Source organism: Ancylobacter sp. GW821-FHT10E12, from assembly GCF_058809335.1.
The window spans coordinates 116,163-133,223 of the sequence record NZ_JBXASN010000001.1; the positions used below are offsets into that span (position 1 = coordinate 116,163).

Here is a 17,061-nt window from a genome sequence, read left to right on the forward strand (position 1 = left end):
CAGCGCTGAACTACATCATATGCTCATTCGGAGCGATCGAGCCGGGCGACGGCTTGGGTGAAGCAAGCATGGGGCGCGCGGGCGACGCCGATGCCGATCCAGCCGGCGACACCGTCGCGATGCGCGATGCCGGTGTGAATGCGCACCCCTTCGCCGCTGTCGGCGACCCGGGCTGCATCGAGCCCGACGCCGATGCCCTCCGGCCCCGCCAGCGCCGGCGAGATCCACGGGCTTCGCACGACGAAGAGGCTGCGCATGCGTGCTCCCGCCACCATCGCCTCCGACCATGGCCGCTGCATGCTGGCGGCGATCTCGGGGGAGACATGGGCGATGCAGCCGCCCAGCCCGAAGCTCTCCACGATAGCGCTGTCGCCAAGGTCGGGATGGGCGTCGTCGATGGTGAAGGGCGGGAAGAAGCCGCCTTGGGGAAGATCGGCCGGCGCCGTGAACCATTCGTCGCCGGTTCCGGCGAGTTGGATGCCGCAGGAAATACCGTTGCGGCTGATCGCCGTGACGATGCTGGAACCGGCGATCCCGCGCGCGCGGTCGAGGCCGAGCTTGGCGGCGGCCATGGCATAGTTCAGGAAGTGCTGGGGATGGTCGGCGAGCCAGGAGCGCACCGGCCCCGGCAAGTCCGGCAGTGCGGCGAGGAAGCTCAGCATGCCGCCGACATTGTGTTGATGGACATCGTCACCCAATTCGACGCCGCGCGCGACCAGCGGCATCACTTCGAGCCCACCGGGCGGCAGCGCACGCGCAATGGCCTCGGCCACTTCCGTCTCGACATGGCGAAGTCCTTCGGCCACCGTCTCGTTGTAGTAGCCGAAGCGCAGGACGTGGCGCCCCTTCTCGGCCAGAGTGGCAAAACTGCTGGCGCCGCTCGCCCGGTCCTCGAGGCGGAACAGCCGCTGGCTCGGACGGACCACGCCGGACATGGGTGAGACGGTGCCGAGCGCGTGGTTGGAGCGGAGCGTGATTTCGCCTCGGCGCACCATGGCGCGCCCGTCGTCCATGTCGCCGGCCCAGCCCTCATGGACCGCCGCCCCGGCAAGCGCGTTCAGCACCACAACAGGCGGCGTCTCGCCTGGAGCGAAGGGCGGCCCGGCATGGCCGAGCTCGCCTTCCGAGAGGCCGAGCGCCTCGCGCGCCGTCACCAGTTCGCGGATGACCGGCTTACAGGCGAGGATCCGCTCGGCGGCCAAGGTGTTGGACTGCTGCCTGGGCATTGTCTCTCTCAAATCGGTGTTGCGGCGTTTGCCGGGCGACAGATGGAAGGCGCGCCCTCACGCCGGGCGGTAGCAAACGAGGTCGATCTCCACGAGCGCGCCACGGCCGAGCGCCGCCACGCCGACGGTGGTGCGGCTCGGCAGGTCGCCATCCTGCGGGAAGATGCTGGCGTAGACGCTGTTGAACGCCGCGAAGTCCCGATCGAACTCCTTGAGATAGACGCGCACGAAGACGACATCGGCAAATCCGTATCCCGCGTGGTGCAGGATCCTGTCGAGATTCTCGAAGCACATCTTGCTCTGCGCCACGATGCCCTCGCGCAGCGGTGCCGTCGGCATGTCGGGGTCGGTGGGCAATTGCCCGGTGACATGGAGCCAGCCCTGGGCTTCCACCGCGTGGGCGTAGAGCGAGGAGGGAGGCGGCGGGCTGGCAACTGCGACGACATGGTGGGTCTTGGTGGACACGGGTTTTTCCCTTTCATGATTCAGGAGGCCAGCAGACCATCGACGACCTGCTCGATGTGACGGGCGATGTCGGGGGCGCCCGTCATCTCGCCGAAGCTGCCGCGGGTCATGGGGCCGAAGGCCGCGAGGCCGGGCCGGCGATTGCCTTCGGCATCGAGAACGATGCTGTCGCGGTCCACAGAGATGCCCAGCGCCACCGCATCGAGCCGCACCAGCCCCGCGGACAGCAAGGCCGCGACCAACGGATTGCGGCGGACATCGCGGCTCGGCCCGGTGCACAGGATGACCGCCGCGAAATGCCGCGTCTCGCGCCGACCGTCGCCATGACCGAGAACGGCCGCGAAGGCATCGCCATCCATCGCAAGCCCGCGCAACCCCGCCTTCTCGATGGCGAGGCTCCCATCGGCGATGGCTCGCCGAAGTACGTCATTGATCTGGGGCGCGATGCGGAAACGATGAATTTCCCAGAACGGCAGCAGGCGCGAGACCACCTTGCGCTGCTCGGCCGGCGGCAGCCTGTTCCACACGTCCGGCAACATGCTGCGCAGGCTGTCGGCCACAGGCTGCCAGCCGACGCTCGCTTCATATTCGCGCACGCGCCGGCGCAGCAGCCGCAGCAGGCCGAGCGCGGTGTGCGGCGAGGCGTCGCCGCCGAAAAGGCCGGTGAGGGGCTCGAAGGAGCCGTGCGGCTGCGGCAGCAGCGCACGTCGCGACACCGCCGTGACAGGGCCCGTATGGCGGCGATCCTTCAAGCTCATCACGACATCCGCCATGGTAAGGCCAGTGCCGACGACGAGCACCGCGTCCTGCGGGTCGAGCCCTGCCAGCGCCTCGCGCGCCCACGGATTGAGAACAAATTTGCGGCTCGCCGCGACATCGTCCGGGATCGGGCACGGAGGGACAGGCGTGCCGTGGCCATAACAGAGCGCGACGATGTCGGCCGGCAGCGGCTCGCCCCCCTCGCAGGCCACCTGCCATCGGGGCAGTCCCTCCCCACCCACCGGCCGGATCGCGGTCGCGAGGGTACGGCGATGACGGAAGGCGACCCGTTCGCCCGCCTCGGCCAGCGCGGCATCGAGGTATTTGGCGACGAAGCTGCCATAGTCCCATCGCGCCACGTAGAATTCGCCGGGCCGACTTTCGCTGGCGGCGCCGGACAGGAGGTCGTGTTCGCACATCCAGCGTGTCGCTGCATGGGGGTCCGCCGTCTCGACGCCCATGCGATCGCTCGGCACGTTGATCCGGTGGTTGGAATCGGAGGTGCCATAGGCGATGCCGCGCCCGAGGTCGGCGGGCTCCACGATCGTGATGTCGAGCGGGCGCGCGGAGCGGCGGACGGCATGGAGGGCGAGCGCCACTCCGGTATAGCCTCCGCCAATCACGACCAGACGCAAGGGATCCTGCACGAATTGAACTCCACTTATTTCGACGGTCGAAGGAGCGGATCAGCCGGCCTTCAATCCAAGGAACCGGCGGGCGCGCTCGCTGTCCGGCCGGGAAAAGAAATCCGCCGGCCGACCCGTCTCGATCACCCGGCCGCCATCGAGGAAGACGATTACATCAGCCACATCGCGGGCGAATGCCATCTCATGCGTGACGATCACCATGGTCAGTCCCTCGGCTGCCAGTTCACGCATGACGGCCAGCACCTCGCCCACCATTTCCGGGTCGAGGGCGCTGGTCGGCTCGTCGAACAGGACGACCTCCGGCCGCATGGCCAGCGCCCGGCTGATGGCGACGCGCTGCTTCTGCCCGCCGGACAGAGTGTGCGGATAGGCATCGGCCTTGTCGGCGAGGCCGATGCGCTCGAGCAGGCGCCGCGCCTCCGCGATCGTCTCTCCCTTCGGCCGGCCGAGGACATGGATAGGCGCCTCGATAACGTTGCCCAGCACGGTGAGGTGCGGCCACAGTGCGAAATGCTGGAACACCATGCTGACGCGCGTCCGCGCCGCCGCGAGTTCCGCGCGCGACATGGCCCGGGTTCCGCTGCCGGATGTCGGCACCCGGCCGATCGGTGCCCCGCCAAGGCGGATCTCGCCGGAGGACGGCTCCTCCAGCCAGTTGAGGCACCGCAGGAAGGTCGATTTGCCCGAGCCGCTGGGCCCGATGATGCAGACCGTCTCGCCCGTGTGGACGTCGAGCGAGACGTCGCGCAGCACCTCGACGCCGTCGAAGTTCTTGCAGACGAGCCGCGCCGAGAGAGCCGGGGGGAGGGGGTCAGCCATAGCGCAGCCTCCGCATCCTCGAGAGCTTGCGGATGCCGGCCTCGACGACGAGGCAAAGAGCCCAGTAGAGCGCCACGGCCAGCGCAAACGGGGCGAAGGGCGAGAAGACTTGTGCGTTCACGAAATTGGCCGCGAACGAAATTTCCTGGACGGTAATTATCATCAGCAGCGCGGTATCCTTGATCATCATGATGAGCTGGTTGCCGATGATGGGCGCGGCGCCGATCGCGACCTGCGGCAAGATGATTCGCAGGTAGAGTCCGACGCGGGAAAATCCGAATGCCTTTGCCGCCTCGACATGATCGGCAGGAAGGGCGAGCGCCGCCACGCGCACGATTTGGATCAGATAGGCGGCGTGATAGACGACCAGCGCCGTCAGCCCCGCCGACCATGCGTCGAAGCGCAGGCCGATCTCGGGCAGGCCGTAATAGATCACATAGGCCAGCAGCAGGAACGGGACGCAGCGCAGCAGGTCGACGCACGCCGCGCCAATGCGGCGTACCGGCTCCGGCGCCTCCAGCAGCAGAACGGCGCCGAGGCAGCCGAGCGGCAGGCTGAGCATGGCGCAGGCAAGCGACAGCGCGACGGTCCTGCCGAAGCCGGCGATGAAGATGTCGCGTTGATCCCAGAGAATGGACAGGGTGTTCATCGCGCGGCGTATCCGTAACGCTGGGCGACGCGGCGCTCCACGACATGTTGGCCCTTCACGATGACCGCGACCAACAGCGTGTAGAGTACCGTCGCGACAAGGAAGGGAGGCAGCGGCTCATAGGTCTCGGCGCCGATGCGGCTCGCCGCTCGGGTGATCTCGACCACGCCGATCACTGCGACGGCAGGTGTTCCCTTGACGAGAATGGTCATCTCGCTCGCCAGCGGGCCGATGCTGCTGCGCCAGAGCTGCGGCAGGACGATGCGGCGAAAGGCGATCGTCGGCGTCATGCCGCAGGAGCGCGCCGCGTCGAGTTGGTCGCGTGGAATGCCGATGAGCGCGGCACGCCAGATCTCGCAGTCGAAGGCGGCGGTATTGAGCGCGAGCGTGACCACGGCGGCGGGGACGGGCGCCAGCGCCAGCCCCGCGCTCGGCAGGACGAAGAAGATGAAGAGGGCGAGCGTGACGATCGGAGTCGCCCGCACGATGCTGACGTAAAGCGCGACGAGCGGCCCCGCAATCGGCACCTCGCCCCAGCGCAGCAGCGCCAGGGCCAGACCGAGAGGCAGGCCCGCCACGATACCCGCGAGGGATAGCGCCACCGTCGTCGCCGCTCCGGAAAGGAGCGTCAGCATCGCTGCAGCCGTCATGTCACCACCTCGCCGCCGGAACGCAGGCCGGAAGCCGGACGATACGCATGATCACCGGGTCGGTTCGGTCGGCATGTTCTCGAACGTCGTGCCCAGCCACTTCTCCTGAAGCGCGTGGAGGGTGCCGTCCTGACGGATCTTCATCATGAAGGCGTCGAGATAGTCGAGCAGCGCCGTGTTGCCTTTGGCGACGGCCCAGGCGGCGTAGGCCGGCGCTGCCACGGCCTGCCCGAGCTTGAAGCGCTTGGGCTGCTCCTTGGTGAGGCTGGTCAAGTTGATGATGCCGTTGATGACGTAGTCGAGCCGCTTGTTGGCGAGATCCTGGTAAGCCTCCGGGAAGGAGGTGTACTGCACCACCGTACCGAGCTTGCCGCCTTGCTTCTCCAGCGCGGCCGCAAGGTCCTTCAGCGCCGCATAGGAGGCGCCGCCGGACTGCACGCCGACCGTCTTGCCGGAGAGGTCGGTCACGCTCTTGATGGAATCGTCGTCGGCGCGGATGACGTAATACTGCGTCGCCTCGGCGATCGGCATGGTGAAGTCGAGGCTCTGGGTGCGTTCGGGCGTGATGACGGCGGCGGTGAGCGCCACGTCGTATTTGCCGCTCGCCACGCCGGCCAGCAGGCCCGACCACGGGATGATCTGCTGCTGGATTTTGAAGGACGATTCCTTCCTCAGCAGGTCGAGGAGGGCATGATCGAGGCCCATCGGCTTGCCGTCCTCAATGTACTCGAACGGCTTGTAGCTGTCCTCCGTGGCGACCGTCATGGTCCCCTCGGCCTTGATCTCGTCGAGAGTGGCGGCCGACGCCTGGGATGCGGCGGCACCGATCGTCAGCACGGCAAACAGCAGCGCAGTGCGCCGGGTGGCCCTGGACAGCAGCATTAAGCGAGTTCCTTCTCTCCGCGATGAGGCATCCCTGCATGCCCGCGGCGGGTCGGCGGCGATCCGCGCCTCCCACCCCGTGGGCAATGCCTGAAATGCGTCATGTTCGTGCGGCAGCACAAATGGGACAATGCGCACAATGTATTTGAGGGCCGTCGGAATGGCCTGCCTTTTGTGTTTACAATGCGCCCAAATATTTGCCCGGAAGGCAGCAAGACCATGACATTCATCGAGACAATGGAGCGCCGACTGGCACGTTCGCACGGCGCGGAAAGCGGTCACGCGCGCGCAGCAGGCGCCTGCCGAGGGCTGGAACATGATGCGCGAGGTTGAACCGGCCGACTGGACGTCGGTCATTCCCGTGATCGCCGGCCCCCGCTACCTCGCCATCGCGAAGGCAGTGCAGCTGGCGCTGGATTCCGGCCGACTGAAGCCCGGCGACCAGCTGCCGCCGCAGCGTCTGCTGGCCGAAATGCTCTCGGTCAATCTCGGGACGGTAGGCCGGGCCTATGCGCATATGCGCGACAGCGGACTGCTGTCCGGCGAGGTGGGGCGAGGCACCTTCATCAACCGACTTGAGCGCGAGGACGGCCCGCGCTCATTGTGGAACGCGGCATCGCAGGGCTTCATCGATCTTTCGCATAGTTTCCCCCAGGACGCTCCGGTCCATCCCGCCATTGGCGACCTTCTCGCGGAGGCACCGCTGCCGGCCGACATCGGCGGCCTCCTCGCCCGGCAGGTCGATGCCGGGCTCACGCGCCACCGGGAGGCCGGAGCCCGCTGGCTGTCGCGCTTCGGCATTGCCTGCACCGCCGAGGATGTGATGGTGACCTGCGGCGGGCAGCATGGCCTCGCTCTGGCGATGGGCGCGCTCGGTCGTCCGGGCGACATCGTGCTCGCCGAGGAACTGGCCTTTTACGGCTTGCGCTCGGCCGCTGCCCTCATGGGCCGCTCGCTGGTCGGGGTCCGGATGGACCGGGAGGGGCTGATGCCGGACTATGTCGACGCCGCCTGCCGGCGTACCGGCGCCAAGGTGCTGTTCTGTACGCCGACACTGCACAATCCGACGACCGCGACCATGTCCCATGCCCGCCGCCTGGAAATTCTTGAAGTGTGCCAGCGGCACGACGTGCTGATCGTGGAGGACGACGTCTGGAATTTCATGCCCGCGGCACCGATGACGCCGCTGGCGGCTCTCGACCCCGAGCGCACGGTGCATGTCACGAGCTTCTCCAAGATCATCGGCCCGGGCATCCGCATAGGGTTCCTGAGGATGCCGCGAGGCTGCGCCCACGCGCTCGGCATCATGCTGCGCGCGACGACCCTGATGGCTTCGCCCATCAATGCCGAGTGGGTGGCTCGCCTCGTCTCCTCGCCGGCACTGGACCGCGCCATCGCGGCCCAGCGCGCCGAGATGCGGGCGCGGCAGGAGATTCTGGCGGCGACGCTTCCGCCGGCGGCGGTCATCACGCATCCCGATTCGTATTATGCCTGGCTGAAGCTCACCAATGGCTGGTCGGCCGACGACTTCACCCGCGCCGCCGAGTTCGAGGGGGTGGGGATCGCCCCCTTCAGCATGTTTGAGGTCGCCTCGCTCCAGCATACGGACGCGGTGCGGCTTTGCCTCAATGGTGCTGCCGACCGCGAGGCGCTTCGGCAGGCGCTGGACCGGCTCGCGGGGCTCTTGGCGCTGAGCCCTCACCGAAGGCCGCCTCGCGTGGCGCTGCCCGCTACATAGAGCGCCGCCGCCGCCGGCGACGACCTAAGCGCGGGTGGCGAGGGCGGCCGAGAGGATGTCCTGCGTTGCCGCACGGGCGACCGCCGCGATCCGCGGATCGCCGGTGACCATGGCGTTGACAATTGCGCCGTCGATGATGAGGCCGATCTTCTCGGTCAGTTCGTCCGCATCCTGCGCCCCGGCGGCAACGGCGAGGCCGCGCAGGCGGGCGTTTATCCGCTCGCGATGGGCGACCGCGATGTCGCGGATCCAGTTGTCGCCCTTCTCGTGCTCGGCGACTGCATTGATGAAGACGCAACCATAGAAATCGCTGCTGGCGAACCAGCGCTCCAGAAGGTCGAACAGCATGAGGATGCGGGAGATCGGGTCCTCCTCGCGGTTTGGTATCTCGTGATCGAACCAGTGGAACCACATGTCGGCTTCGGCGGAGAACACCGCCCGCAGCAGGTTGTCCTTGGAACCGTAGCGGTCATAGAGCGTCTTCCGCGCGACGCCCGCCTCCTTGATGATGCGGGCCACGCCAGTGGCATGGATGCCTTCGTTGCAGAACAGGCGCCGCGCCGCGTTGAGCAGCTTGGCCTCTGGCGAGATGTGTTGTGACCGGTCCAGCACGCGTCTGCCTCCCCCTTGAAGATATCAGCCTTTGACCACGGGCACATACCGCATCTTCCGAATCTCCCCTGCTCAAATCCCGTTGGAAATTTAGGCGATTGACGATTTTTGCAGCTGTTCCCGCTCTTTAAACGATGGAGACCGATCGGTCTACAGATGGCACGCGCCTTGCAGGAGACCAATCGGTCTACTCAGGCGGCCGGTGTGGCCGAAAAAGGGAGTGGTGCAGATGAGATTTCGTCACTGGCATATCGAGGGGTCGGGCTGCTGCGGGGCGCCGGCCGAGGACGCGAAGGTTGCCGGCCTCTCCCGGCGCGGATTTCTGGCCTGCGGATGCGCGGCACTGGCCGTGAGCGCTGCCGGTGCGGCGATGATCGCGAGCTCCACGGCGGCGGAGGCGCAGGCGGGTGGCGAGCGCATCAAGGTCGGCCACCTGCCCGCGGGATGCGTGTCGCATCTATTGCTCGCCAAGAAGCGCGACATGTTCTCCAAGGCCGGTCTCGTCGTCGAGCTGACCCAGTTCAACGGCCCGGCCGACAATCTCCAGGCGCTGGTGGCCGGCGGCGTTGACGTCATGCACAATCCGTGGACGACCACCATGGCCGCCTATGGCGAGGGCACGAACGACCTCAGGATCATCGGCGGTTCCGGCCTTGCCGGTATCGAGCTCGTCTCCCGCAAGGGCTCGGTGAAAAACGTCAACGAGTTCGCCGCCGCCGCCGGCAAGGGCCTCAAGGTCGGTACGCTCAAGCTCGATACGCTCGAACTCGTCGGCTACGGGACGATGTCGCAGAACGGCAAGTCCTACGCCGACTACGAGATGACCTTCTTCCCCAGCATGGTCGGCATGGGCGAGGCGCTGATGACCGGAGCGGTCGATGTCTGCACGCTCGCCCAGCCCTATGCCGAGAGCGTGGTGAAGCAGGCGGACGGCATCTATCTCGCCAATTCCAACGACGTCTGGGGTCCGGAAGCGCCCGATTGCGTCATCAACACCCTGAGCGGAACGGTGGATGCCAAAGGCCCGCTGCTAACCCGCTACATGAGCGTGCTGAAGGCGTCGGCGAAGGAATTCTACGGCAATTTCGATGCGGCGCTGGACGACCTGCAGCCGATCTATGGCGCGCCGCGCGAGGTGCTTGCCATCGCGCTTAAGCGGCAGTCACCCAATCCCATCATCGGCGACGCCGGCGCCTCCGGCATACGCGGGGGCATGAAGTACCTGATCGAGCTCGGCTATTTCAAGGACAACTTCGCCGACAAGGTGCTCGATCTGTCGCTGCAGCCGACCGCTGCTTGAACGTCGTTCCCCGGAGCCGCGCGCTCCGGGTCTCCTCCCACAAGATGGAGCAACCAAGCCGTGACATCCGCGAACGGTCTTGCCTTCGATGCCGTCATCGTCGGCGCGCGCGCCGCCGGCGCCTCTCTCGCCCTCCTGCTCGCCGAAGCCGGCTGGCGCGTGGCCCTCATCGACCGGGCAAGCTTTCCCTCCGATACGATGTCGACCCACGTCATTTATCCCAACACCATCGCCCGGCTGAAGGAGTTCGGCGTTGTCGATCGGGTGATGGCGCACCGGCCGCCGCCGCTCTACACCTCCTGGCATCACGAAGGACGCATGTTCGTCGCGCCGCACCAGCCGATCGACGGACGCGACTGGGCGATCTGCGTGCGCCGGATCACCCTCGACGCCATCATGCTCGAACGGGCACGCGAGGCGGGCGCAACCGTGTTCGAGAATACGCAGGTGGACAGCCTGATCGGTGCCGGCACCCCCGCCGATCCGGTGCGCGGCGTCGTCGCCAGCGCCCCAGGCGGACCGATCACCATTCTCGGGTCGGTGGTCGTCGGCGCGGACGGCGTCGCCTCGACCGTGGCGAGCCTCGTCGGCGCCAAGCGCACCAAGGTGATGCCGACGCAGACCATGCTCTACTTCGCCTACTGGACGGGGGCGAAGGGGCGCAACACCCAGGACTTCTTCTTCGAGCCGCCCTGGATCTGCGCGCATTTCCCGGCCGACGATGACCACCATGTCGTCACCATGAACGGGCCGGTCGCCGCACGCGCGGGCATCCGCAACCTCGAGGAGTTCTACCTCGAGAAGATCCGCTCGATCCCGGCACTGTGGTCCCGGCTCGACGGCGCCATCAAGGTCAGCCGAGTGCTCGGCACCACCCGGCTCGAGGGCTATTACCGTCGACATACCGGCCCCGGCTGGGCGCTGATCGGCGACGCGGCCCATTTCAAGCATCCGGCGGGCGCGCAGGGCATCTGGGACGCCTTTGAGGCTTCGCGCGTGCTCGCCGCAGGGCTCAAGGCCGGCGACTGGATGGAGAGCTACCCCGCCTGGCGCGAACGGGAGAGCCGCGAGTTCTACGCCTTCTCCAGGCACCTTGCCGAACCGCCGAGCGACGAGGGCATGCGCCGCGCCATGGATAGTTTCATCCGCGACGCCGCGCTGGCGCGCCGCATGGTCGACATATGGGCGCGCACCTCACGTCCCTGGACCGACGTGATTCCCTATGTGGAGGGGATGGCCGCGATCACCGGCGAATCCGTCGACGGCGTGCTGGAGCCTTTCGAGGCCGCTCCCGCGAGCGCCGCGGTGCCGGCATGAGCGGCGCGGGATCCGTGCATGAGGCGGACGCTCGCATCGGGGGGAAGACCGGGCCCGTTCGCCTCCCCGCGCCGCAGCTCGAAAAGACAGGCGAGGACAATCCGGTATGACGATGCTCAAACTGGTCGACGCCGAACCGCTCGCCGGCGGAATCGCGCCCTCATTGGCGGTCGCCGAACAGACGGCGTCCCCGACGGCGCCCGCGGGAGGCCCACGAAAAGATGCGGCGGCCATGCGCAAGGCCCTGCTGTCGCGCCTGTCGACGGGAGGCTCGTTCGTACTCGCCTGGGGGATGATCGTCGGCCTCTGGGAGCTCGGCGCCGCTCAGGGCTTCCTCAATCCGCGCATCTTGCCGCCGCCGAGCCAGACCATTCCCTACCTCTTCAGCGGAGCGGTCTCGGTTGGCTTCGGCGTCCAGCGCACGGGGCTCGTCGAATCCGTGCTGATCACCCTGTCCCGCATCGCCGTGGGACTCGGCGCCGGCCTCATTGCCTCGCTCGCGGTGGCGGCCTGCGTGGTCGAGTTCACGCCGCTCCGCCGGCTCGCCCTGCCGATCGTGCAGACCATCGCGCCGGTGTCGCCCGTCGCCTGGATACCCTTTGCCATCGCCATCGTCGGCATCGGCGCGCCGGCGGCCATCTTCGTGGTGTTCATGGCCATCTTCGGCTCGATGACGGTGTCGGCGGTCGCCGCCTTCGAGGCGGTGCCGGGGGAATATCTCAAGGTCGCGCAGAATCTCGGCACGTCCCGCCCTCGCATCTGGCTGCGTGTCCTGCTGCCCGCCGCGCTGCCGGCGATCCTGACCATGACCCGGCTCAGCTTCTTTGGCGCGTGGATGGCGGTGCTCGCCGGCGAGATGGCCGGCATCAATTCCGGCCTCGGCTATCTCATCATCATGGGCCAGCAGATGTACAACATGAAGCTCGTGATGGTCGGCATCATGACCATCGGCGTCATCGGCTTCGCCATGGACCGGCTCCTGCTCGTCGTGCAGCGCCGGCTCATCTGGTGGGAGCGCCGCTGATGGTCGCGACCTCCTCCCCCGCCGTGCAGTTCGACGTGGTCTCGAAGGTCTTCCAGGGACGCACGGCGGTCGCCGGCATTTCGCTCAAGATCCGGGAGGGCAGCTTCACCGTGCTGGTCGGCCCCAGCGGCTGTGGCAAGAGCACGCTGCTCAACATGGCCGCCGGTCTTGACGAGCCGAGCGAAGGCTACGTGTTCGTGCATGGCCGGCAGACCGATGGGCCGACGCCGCGGACGGCGCTCCTGTTCCAGAACTACAACCTGTTCCCGTGGATGACGGCGCTCGACAATGTCGCCTTCGCGCTGCGCAACACCGGAAGGCGCTGGAAGGAGGCGCGCGAGGAGGCCGCGCGCCTCCTTGCCAAAGTCGGTCTCGCGGCCTATGCGGCCAAGGTGCCCGCCGAGCTCTCGGGCGGCATGAAGCAACGCGTCGCGCTGGTGCGCGCCTTCGCGCTGAAGCCGCGCCTGCTGTTGCTTGACGAGCCGTTCGCGGCGCTGGATCACCAGACCCGCAAGATGATGCAGGCCTATCTACTCACCACCTGGCAGGATTCCGGCGCGACCGTGCTCATGGTCACGCACGACCTCAGTGAGGCGCTGGCGCTGGCGGACCGGGTGGTGCTCATCTCGGGTTCGCCCGGCACCATCTCCAGCCTTATCGACCTCGACACGCCGCGGCCTCGCGACCCGGCCGATCCAGCGCTGCGTGCGGTCGCCCAGCGCCTTGAGACCCATCTCGAAGCCGAAGTGGCGCGCGGCGAGTTCAGTCCCGACGAACTCGCCGCCCTTTCCCGTTTCATCACCCTTCCCAAGAACTGAGTATGGCATGCCCAGGATTACCTATCGCACCCCGAGCGGGGAAACCTTCACCGTCGACGCTGCGGATGGCGCGACGCTCATGCAGACGGCGCTCGACAATGGCGTTCCCGGCATTCTCGGCGATTGCGGCGGCTGTTGCAGCTGTGCCACCTGCCATGTCTTCCTTCCCGAGGAATGGCTCGGTCGCCTTCCGGCTCCGTCCGTTTCGGAACGCGCGCTCCTGAGCGGGCGGGACGATCTTGCGCCGACCAGCCGTCTGGGGTGCCAGATCATGCTCGCCCCGGCACTGGACGGGCTGACCGTGCTCCTGCCGGAAAGCCAGTACTGATGGGCGCGACGATTCCCGGCATCTCGCGGACAGGGTTCGTTCGGCTCCACGCCCTGTGCATTGGGCTCGATATCGACCATCAGGGCCGCGTGATCGGCCTCCGCCATTTCGATGGCGATTCCCGCTTGCCTGCCCGGACCACGCAGGGCATCGCCGCGCTCGGGTGGAGGGCGCCGGTCGAGATCGACCCCATCCTTGAGCGGAGAGCACGATGAGGATCGTGATCGTCGGCGCCGGCCATGCCGGCGTCGCGCTCGCCGACAATCTACGCCGGCAGCGCTTCGGTGGCTCGATCACACTGGTGAACGAGGAGGAGCAGCTTCCTTATCATCGCCCGCCACTGTCCAAGGCGATGCTTGCCGCTGCCGGCGCCGGGCCGACGCTTCTGCGGCCGGAAAGCTTCTATACCGGCGAGATCGTGCTGCGGCGCGACCGGGCCCTCGCCATCGATGCCGCATCGCGCACCCTTCTGCTCGGAGGCGGCGATGGCGTGGCCTATGACCGGCTGGTCCTTGCCACCGGCTCGCGGCCGCGCCGGCTCGCCGTGCCCGGTGCCGACCGGGAGGGTGTTTCCTATCTGCGCCATTCTATGGATGCTTCCCGGCTGTCGGCGGCAATGGCATCGCTGGCCCATCTCGTTGTCGTCGGGGCGGGTTATGTGGGCCTTGAGGTTGCGGCTGCGGCGCGAAAGCGGGGTTGCGAGGTCACGATCTTCGAGCGCGCGGACCGCGTGCTGTCGCGTTCGGCCTCGCGCGATTTCGCGGCGCATGTCGAGGCGCTGCATCGCGGAAACGGCGTTCGCCTCCTGCTCGGCCGAACGGTGGCGGAAGTGCTCGGCGAGCGGCGCGTCCAGGCGGTGCGTACGCGCGAGGGCGACACCATTGCCTGCGATCACGTGCTCGTCGGCATCGGTGCCGAACCCGTCACGGGACTGGCCGAGGCGGCGGGCCTCGCCTGCGCGGATGGGATCGTCGTAGATGAGCGCCTGGAGACGTCGGCGCCGGGCATCCATGCCATCGGCGATTGTGCCGCGGTGTCGAGCCAGCGCTATGGCCGGCGCATCCGGCATGAATCCATCGGGGCCGCGCAGGCACAGGCACGCGCGCTGGCCGCCGTGCTGGTCGGCGAGGAGCCGCCGGCTGAGGAACTGCCGTGGTTCTGGTCGGACCAGTATGGCCATAAACTCCAGATGGCAGGCTTTCCCCTGGCGGCCGCCGACGTCGTGATTGAGGGCGAGCCGGGCGAAACCCCTATATCGGTCATCCACCAGCACAAGGGCACGATCTGCGCCGTGGAATGCCTCGATAGACCCGACGCCTACATGAGAGCCAAGCGCGTGCTGGAGGCGATCTAAGCCAATCGGGCAGAAGCCGGCGGCGTGCTTGACCCGATCTTCCTGATGGTCAGCGATCTTGCCCGGTCGGTGGCCTTTTATCAGGTGGTTCTGGAAGATGCGCTTGGCGTCCTCACGCAAAGCATGTGCTGCGGCGAGGCTGACGCGGGATAGGGGCCGAGCGACGCATTGGAACCCACCGCGAGGTGGGATGGTAGCGGAGGAGGGACTTGAACCCCCGACCCCAGGATTATGATTCCCGTGCTCTAACCAGCTGAGCTACTCCGCCATCGGGATCGGCCGCAGGCGGCCGGCTCGCGAGGTGCGCGGATATAAGGAATCCAGCCGAAGGGTGTCAAGCGCTGCCGTGCGTGTGCGCACAGTCCGGTCTACCAATAAGCGGCGGGAGGGCGGCCTTCGACGATCTCGGCAATGCGGCGGGCCGTGGCCGGCGTGATCCCGGCGGGAAGCTCGGCGGTCGGGAAGAAGCCGGCTTCGGCGATCTCCCGGTTGGGTACCGGCGGCGTCCCCATCTCGAAGGCACCCGCGACGAATACCGCGACATGATCGCGCGCCGCGAGGTGAGCGTTGAGGAACAGCCCGTGCAGCCGGGGCGGCGCGAGCAGGCGGATGGCCGCTTCCTCCTCGAGTTCGCGACGGACCGCCGCTTCGACCGTCTCGCCGATCTCCACGCCCCCGCCCGGCAATTGCCAGCCGGCGACATAGGTATGACGCACCAGCAGGATATGCCCCTGCGCGTCGATTACGGCGGCGCGTACCCCGAGCGTCATCCCGCGGGTGAGCCGCGACCACAGGTGCATGAGGCGGGGCAACTTTCCGACCCGGCGCGGCGTTGCGACATCAGGCGCCGCGGCCGCGCTTTCCATCGACCGACCGCTTTCCATCGACCAACCTGCGCTGCTATGGAGAGCCCCGTGTTCGTGCTCGCTCATCTCACCGACCCCCATCTCGGCCCGCTGCCATCGGCGCGGCTGCTGGAGCTCGCCGGCAAGCGGGCGCTCGGCGTTCTCAACTGGCGACGTGGGCGGCGGCGGCGATTCGCCGAGGGTACGATCGACCGGCTGATCGCCGACATCAAGGAGATGGCCCCTGACCACATCGCCGTGACCGGCGATCTCGTGAATGTCGGCCTGCCGGCAGAGTACCAGACCGGGCTCGACTTCCTGCAGAATCTCGGCCCCGGCCACTACGTGACGGTGGTCCCCGGCAATCACGACGCCTATGTGCGCTCCACGGCCCACCACGCCTTGCTCAACTGGGGCAACTATATGCGCGGCGACGGCGCCGAAGGCGGCGAGGCGGAGGGCGTCGTCGCCGAGTTCGGCTTCCCCTTCGTGCGCCGGCGGGGCGACGTGGCGCTGGTCGGCGTGTCGACGGCGGTGCCGACCCAGCCCTTCATGGCGACCGGCAAGGTCGGGCGCGGGCAGATCGAGCGGCTGGGCGGGATATTGAAGGAACTCGGCGAGCAGCGGCTGTTTCGCGTGGTGCTGATCCATCATCCGCCCTGCGGCCATCGCTCCGCCCATAAGCGGCTGCTCGACGCGGAAGCGGTGCGCGCCTGCCTCGCCTCCCATGGCGCCGAACTGGTGATCTGCGGCCACGACCACCGGCCGATGGTGGAAATGCTCGCCGGGCCCGGCGGCGGGCTGGTCCCGGTGGTCGAGGCGCCCTCCTTCGCCGCCGGCCCGGAGGACAGCCATTGGCCCGGCGGCTACCACCTCTATCGCATCGAGCGGCTGCCGGACGCTGCCTTTCCCTGGCGCTGCACGCTTGAAACGCGCGGCTTCGCACGCGGCGAGCTCGATGTCGCCAGCCGCACCACGCGGGTGCTCACCGCTCCAACCGGCATCTGATCCCCGCTAGTGGCCTTGCAGCAGCACCCAGCCGGCGGCGCATGCCGCCACGCCGGCCAGCAGGCCGAACAGGAAGGCGACGGCACCGCTGCGGCGCGGCGGTGCCGGCTCGGGCAATGGCGGCGCCGGCGGGTGATGCGGCAGCGGGCGCGGGGCGGGCTCCGGCTCGGGCGGCGCGCTGGTCGACAGCGCCTGCTCGCGGGCGATCAGCCGGCGGGCGACATAGCGGGTCACCGCGTCGGCGATGTCGTTGGGATTGGTGCTCTCTGCCAGAACGCGCCGGCCGGAGCGGGTGTCCTGCAGGAAGCGGAAGGTGCGCCGGTCGCGGCCCAGCGTCACATGCGCGACCATATCGACGAACAGGCGCGGCGTTTCGCCGGGCATCAGGCCGCGGTCGAACAGGTCGGCATGTTCGAGCGGCACGTCGGCGAAGATCGGATCGAGGATTTCGTTGAGCATGGACAGGCGGGCGAGGCTGGCATCGCGCAGTTCGACGATGACGCCGGCATGCTCGGCCGCCTCCACCCGCGCGGCTCGGATCGCCTCGCGCAGCGACAGGCCGGGCGCGTCGCCCCGCTGGTGGCCGCCTTCGTCCATGAACCCCCGCTCCTCGATGCGCG

At 67.9% G+C, this 17,061-nt stretch carries 20 protein-coding genes and 1 tRNA gene; 10 read left to right on the top strand and 11 right to left on the bottom strand.

The genetic code is table 11. From position 1 onward, the window contains the following. Positions 1-23: 23 nt before the first annotated feature. The 7 genes from AC1RU4_RS00585 to AC1RU4_RS00615 are packed head-to-tail and all read right to left on the bottom strand — an operon-like array spanning position 24 to position 6,097. Positions 24-1,226 (bottom strand): YlbE family protein, encoded by a 1,203-nt coding sequence (locus tag AC1RU4_RS00585; protein ID WP_492889038.1) that lies wholly within the window; start codon positions 1,224-1,226, stop codon positions 24-26. 57 nt (positions 1,227-1,283) lie between these two features. Beyond that, positions 1,284-1,691, bottom strand: a complete 408-nt coding sequence (locus AC1RU4_RS00590; protein WP_492889039.1) for a RidA family protein — start codon at positions 1,689-1,691, stop codon at positions 1,284-1,286. A 20-nt stretch (positions 1,692-1,711) separates the two neighbouring features. Continuing rightward, a complete protein-coding gene (locus AC1RU4_RS00595; RefSeq protein ID WP_492889040.1) occupies positions 1,712-3,097 on the bottom strand; it encodes an FAD/NAD(P)-binding protein in 1,386 nt (461 codons plus the stop codon). A 39-nt stretch (positions 3,098-3,136) separates the two neighbouring features. Then, on the bottom strand, positions 3,137-3,916 hold the full coding sequence (locus AC1RU4_RS00600) for an amino acid ABC transporter ATP-binding protein (protein WP_492889041.1): 780 nt from the start codon (positions 3,914-3,916) through the stop codon (positions 3,137-3,139). Beyond that, positions 3,909-4,565 (bottom strand): amino acid ABC transporter permease, encoded by a 657-nt coding sequence (locus AC1RU4_RS00605; protein WP_492889042.1) that lies wholly within the window; start codon positions 4,563-4,565, stop codon positions 3,909-3,911. The genes AC1RU4_RS00600 and AC1RU4_RS00605 overlap by 8 nt, the downstream gene beginning before the upstream one ends. Then, positions 4,562-5,215, bottom strand: a complete 654-nt coding sequence (locus tag AC1RU4_RS00610) for an amino acid ABC transporter permease (protein WP_492889043.1) — start codon at positions 5,213-5,215, stop codon at positions 4,562-4,564. The genes AC1RU4_RS00605 and AC1RU4_RS00610 overlap by 4 nt, the downstream gene beginning before the upstream one ends. A gap of 51 nt (positions 5,216-5,266) precedes the next feature. Then, complete coding sequence (locus AC1RU4_RS00615) at positions 5,267-6,097, bottom strand: transporter substrate-binding domain-containing protein (protein WP_492889044.1); 831 nt, start codon at positions 6,095-6,097, stop codon at positions 5,267-5,269. 316 nt (positions 6,098-6,413) lie between these two features. On the opposite strand from AC1RU4_RS00615, the gene AC1RU4_RS00620 reads away from it, so the two are divergent. Next, positions 6,414-7,835 carry an aminotransferase-like domain-containing protein gene (locus AC1RU4_RS00620; RefSeq protein WP_492889045.1) on the top strand — a complete coding sequence of 474 codons (1,422 nt, stop codon included), beginning with the start codon at positions 6,414-6,416 and terminating at the stop codon, positions 7,833-7,835. Between the two features lie 24 nt (positions 7,836-7,859). Here the strand turns inward: AC1RU4_RS00620 and AC1RU4_RS00625 are convergent, their stop codons facing one another. After that, positions 7,860-8,447, bottom strand: coding sequence for a TetR/AcrR family transcriptional regulator (locus AC1RU4_RS00625; protein ID WP_492889046.1), 588 nt, complete (start codon positions 8,445-8,447; stop codon positions 7,860-7,862). Between the two features lie 229 nt (positions 8,448-8,676). Between AC1RU4_RS00625 and AC1RU4_RS00630 the strand changes: the two genes are divergently transcribed. From AC1RU4_RS00630 to AC1RU4_RS00665, 8 genes are all read left to right on the top strand, one after another. After that, positions 8,677-9,747 (top strand): ABC transporter substrate-binding protein, encoded by a 1,071-nt coding sequence (locus AC1RU4_RS00630; protein ID WP_492889047.1) that lies wholly within the window; start codon positions 8,677-8,679, stop codon positions 9,745-9,747. Positions 9,748-9,807: 60 nt separating this feature from the next. Then, a complete protein-coding gene (locus tag AC1RU4_RS00635) occupies positions 9,808-11,064 on the top strand; it encodes an NAD(P)/FAD-dependent oxidoreductase (protein WP_492889048.1) in 1,257 nt (418 codons plus the stop codon). Between the two features lie 232 nt (positions 11,065-11,296). Continuing rightward, a complete protein-coding gene (locus AC1RU4_RS00640) occupies positions 11,297-12,088 on the top strand; it encodes an ABC transporter permease (RefSeq protein ID WP_492889049.1) in 792 nt (263 codons plus the stop codon). Continuing rightward, positions 12,088-12,906 (top strand): ABC transporter ATP-binding protein, encoded by an 819-nt coding sequence (locus AC1RU4_RS00645; RefSeq protein WP_492889050.1) that lies wholly within the window; start codon positions 12,088-12,090, stop codon positions 12,904-12,906. The genes AC1RU4_RS00640 and AC1RU4_RS00645 overlap by 1 nt, the downstream gene beginning before the upstream one ends. Before the next feature lie 7 nt (positions 12,907-12,913). Beyond that, a complete protein-coding gene (locus tag AC1RU4_RS00650; RefSeq protein WP_492889051.1) occupies positions 12,914-13,234 on the top strand; it encodes a 2Fe-2S iron-sulfur cluster-binding protein in 321 nt (106 codons plus the stop codon). After that, complete coding sequence (locus AC1RU4_RS00655; RefSeq protein ID WP_492889052.1) at positions 13,234-13,449, top strand: hypothetical protein; 216 nt, start codon at positions 13,234-13,236, stop codon at positions 13,447-13,449. The genes AC1RU4_RS00650 and AC1RU4_RS00655 overlap by 1 nt, the downstream gene beginning before the upstream one ends. Then, a complete protein-coding gene (locus tag AC1RU4_RS00660) occupies positions 13,446-14,588 on the top strand; it encodes an NAD(P)/FAD-dependent oxidoreductase (RefSeq protein ID WP_492889053.1) in 1,143 nt (380 codons plus the stop codon). The genes AC1RU4_RS00655 and AC1RU4_RS00660 overlap by 4 nt, the downstream gene beginning before the upstream one ends. Positions 14,589-14,612: 24 nt before the next feature. Further along, positions 14,613-14,741 (top strand): VOC family protein, encoded by a 129-nt coding sequence (locus tag AC1RU4_RS00665; protein ID WP_492889054.1) that lies wholly within the window; start codon positions 14,613-14,615, stop codon positions 14,739-14,741. A gap of 38 nt (positions 14,742-14,779) precedes the next feature. On the opposite strand, the gene AC1RU4_RS00670 is transcribed toward AC1RU4_RS00665, so the two are convergent. Together AC1RU4_RS00670 and AC1RU4_RS00675 are read right to left on the bottom strand one after the other, a co-directional pair. Then, a tRNA-Met gene (locus tag AC1RU4_RS00670) sits at positions 14,780-14,856 on the bottom strand. Between the two features lie 100 nt (positions 14,857-14,956). Then, positions 14,957-15,454 carry an NUDIX domain-containing protein gene (locus tag AC1RU4_RS00675; RefSeq protein ID WP_492889392.1) on the bottom strand — a complete coding sequence of 166 codons (498 nt, stop codon included), beginning with the start codon at positions 15,452-15,454 and terminating at the stop codon, positions 14,957-14,959. Between the two features lie 48 nt (positions 15,455-15,502). Between AC1RU4_RS00675 and AC1RU4_RS00680 the strand changes: the two genes are divergently transcribed. Next, complete coding sequence (locus tag AC1RU4_RS00680; protein ID WP_492889055.1) at positions 15,503-16,441, top strand: metallophosphoesterase family protein; 939 nt, start codon at positions 15,503-15,505, stop codon at positions 16,439-16,441. 6 nt (positions 16,442-16,447) lie between these two features. Here AC1RU4_RS00680 and AC1RU4_RS00685 read toward each other — a convergent pair whose 3' ends face one another. Next, positions 16,448-17,038 carry a hypothetical protein gene (locus AC1RU4_RS00685; RefSeq protein ID WP_492889056.1) on the bottom strand — a complete coding sequence of 197 codons (591 nt, stop codon included), beginning with the start codon at positions 17,036-17,038 and terminating at the stop codon, positions 16,448-16,450. Between the last annotated feature and the right edge of the window lie 23 nt (positions 17,039-17,061).